Raw genomic sequence first — 2017 nt, 5'->3', positions numbered from 1 at the left:
ACGCAGAACATTGCCATTTGCAGCCACACAGGACGACTTTTGGAACAGGCTCTTAGGGACCGCTTCAGTCCTGCGTTGGCGGATGAATGCCATGCTTGAGCCGCACCGGCTTCAGCTGACGCGGAAGCCCAGCAAAAGCCATCCCGTCCAAAATCAGAGGCTTGATCATCTCCAGCCGAACCAGAAGCCCGGCATCGAGCGCCGCCCCCTTGCCGAACAATGCCGCCTTCAACCCGCCAAGCCCGCGCTCCCCGGCCAGCGTGAACCGCGCCGGATCACTTGTGCCTTCCATATGGCGACGCGCAACTTCTTCCCATCCATCCTGCGGGATAGCACCCGGCGCGAGGACAAGAACCCAGGGCGTGCGGATCTCGCTTAACGCCGCCGCCTTATCCGCGCCATCGCTGAACGAACATCCGGCACCAATCGCCACCAGTGCGGTTTCATCCGACGAGCCTTTGTCGATCACCAGAACGCGCCGAACCAGCCCCTCCACCACCGCTGGCACAAGCGCCGACAATGTGTGAGCCAGAGGCTTTTCGGAATTCTGCGTTTCAATAATCACGGACAGCATGCGCGCTTCTTATATCAACAGCGCGTGAACGGAAAGCGGAACGCACTATGTTCTTGATTTGTTCTTAATCTTCAGATAGGAATAGATTCATCAGACAGAGTCGGACAATTACCAGAAGCGTTACCGCATGCAAGCCGCCAGAGGTTTTGCCGGACATGCTTTGAAGCTCCGCAGGGAGATGAAGATGGCAGCTATCCAGCACGCAGATATCATCAAGCAGGCAGACATGGCAGCATTCGGCACGGGCCGTGCGGAGCATGCCAATGCGCTTGTCGGCGAAGCGGGGCTGAGGATCGATCACAGCCGTCGGCGTGGACGCGGTGCGGGCATTAATCCGACGGGACGCTTTGAGCCGACCACGCGCGAGGATTTCGACGACGGCTGGACGACGCTGGAAGAGCTGCCCGCTTTTAACACCGATGTGCAGGTGGAAAAGCCGCGCACGATCATCACCCGCAACGATTCTCCCGATATCAGCTTCGACCGTTCGATCAATCCTTATCGCGGTTGCGAGCATGGCTGCATCTATTGTTTCGCCCGCCCGAGCCATAGTTATATGGGGCTGTCGGCTGGTCTCGATTTCGAATCCCGCCTGTTCGCCAAGCCGGATGCGCCGCGCCTTCTGGAACGCGAACTGGCGAAGGCTGGCTATCAGCCCAAGACGATTGCCATCGGCACCAATACCGATCCATACCAGCCGATCGAGAAGAAATGGCGCATCATGCGCGAAATTCTCGAAGTTCTGGAGGCAGCCAACCACCCGGTGGGCATCGTAACGAAATCGGCGCTTGTGGTGCGCGATATCGACATTTTGAGTCGCATGGCTGAAAAGGGTCTCGCCAAGGTCGCGCTATCGGTAACGACACTCGATGCGCATCTGGCCCGCACGATGGAGCCGCGCGCCTCGACGCCGAGCCTGCGCCTTCAGGCAATCCGCAAGCTGACCGATGCGGGTATTCCGGCTTCGGTCATGATGGGACCTGTCATTCCGGGTATCAACGATCACGAGATCGAGCGCATTCTCGACGCGGCTTATGCGCAAGGAGCGCGCGAGGCTGGCTATGTGCTGCTGCGCCTGCCGCTGGAAGTAGCGCCCTTGTTCAAAGACTGGCTGCTGCGCAATTATCCTGACCGCTACCGGCATGTGATGTCGCTGGTGCGCTCGATGCGCGACGGCAAGGATTACGATGCAGAATGGGGCAAGCGGATGCGCGGCACCGGCCCTTATGCCTGGCAGATCGGCCGCAGATTCGAAATCGCCGCCCGCAAGCTCGGCTTTAACACCCAGCGCAAACACCTGCGCACCGATCTGTTCGAACCCGTCCAGAAAGGCGGCAAGCAATTATCCCTGTTTTGATGGCCACCCCCAATACGGGTTAACACACTATCTTTTTCCGCCTGTCCCGTCAGGCGGATCGGGTCCTGCTTCCCGCCACCATTTCT

The 2017-nt window shown here is 59.1% G+C and carries 2 protein-coding genes; one reads left to right on the top strand and one right to left on the bottom strand.

Going from position 1 to position 2017, the window contains the following annotated elements; all coding sequences use genetic code 11:
• Positions 1 to 64: 64 nt before the first annotated feature.
• Positions 65 to 574, bottom strand: coding sequence for a glycosyl transferase (locus HWD97_RS24080; RefSeq protein ID WP_371835786.1), 510 nt, complete (start codon positions 572 to 574; stop codon positions 65 to 67).
• 184 nt (positions 575 to 758) lie between these two features.
• On the opposite strand from HWD97_RS24080, the gene HWD97_RS24075 reads away from it, so the two are divergent.
• The gene (locus tag HWD97_RS24075; RefSeq protein WP_171316582.1) at positions 759 to 1931 is read left to right on the top strand and encodes a PA0069 family radical SAM protein; all 1173 of its coding nucleotides are present in this window, start codon (positions 759 to 761) and stop codon (positions 1929 to 1931) included.
• The last annotated feature ends 86 nt before the right edge of the window (positions 1932 to 2017 follow it).

Origin of the sequence: Ochrobactrum sp. C6C9 (genome assembly GCF_022627935.1) — a bacterium.
In the GTDB taxonomy this organism is placed as follows: Bacteria; Pseudomonadota; Alphaproteobacteria; order Rhizobiales; family Rhizobiaceae; genus Brucella; species Brucella teleogrylli.
The sequence above is the reverse complement of the archived record's forward strand: the minus strand, read 5'-3'. Positions and strand labels throughout refer to the sequence as shown.